Source organism: Gilvimarinus gilvus (genome assembly GCF_030518155.1).
In the GTDB taxonomy this organism is placed as follows: domain Bacteria; phylum Pseudomonadota; class Gammaproteobacteria; order Pseudomonadales; family Cellvibrionaceae; genus Gilvimarinus; species Gilvimarinus gilvus.
The window spans coordinates 1-322 of the sequence record NZ_JAULRU010000393.1 but is presented as its reverse complement, the minus strand read 5'-3'; the positions used below and the strand labels follow the sequence as shown (position 1 = coordinate 322).

Below are 322 nucleotides of genomic sequence, written 5' to 3'. Positions count from 1 at the left end.
GTCTGAATTCCAACTCTACTTTCAACCGATTATCGATCTGCACAGTCAAAACGTTATAAAAGCTGAAGCACTTATTCGCTGGAACCATCCTGTTCAAGGGTTACTGCACCCGTCTCAGTTTATTCAGGAAGCCGAAGATAGCGGCCTGATAGTTGAGTTAGATGACTGGGGATTCAGAGCCGCTTTACAACAAGCTCTGCGGTGGCGCTCTTCACTGACTCCCGAGCTACAGCTTTGTGTCAATACATCAGCCACTCATTTCGAAAGCAATACTGGCAGCTCCATACCAGAACGCTGGATTCAACTCATTCGGGAATCCGAT

At 47.2% G+C, this 322-nt stretch carries 1 protein-coding gene; it reads left to right on the top strand.

The window, feature by feature from the left end; translation table 11 throughout:
• A partial coding sequence (locus QWI17_RS06730; protein WP_302721760.1) for an EAL domain-containing protein occupies positions 1-322 on the top strand: 322 nt, incomplete at both ends.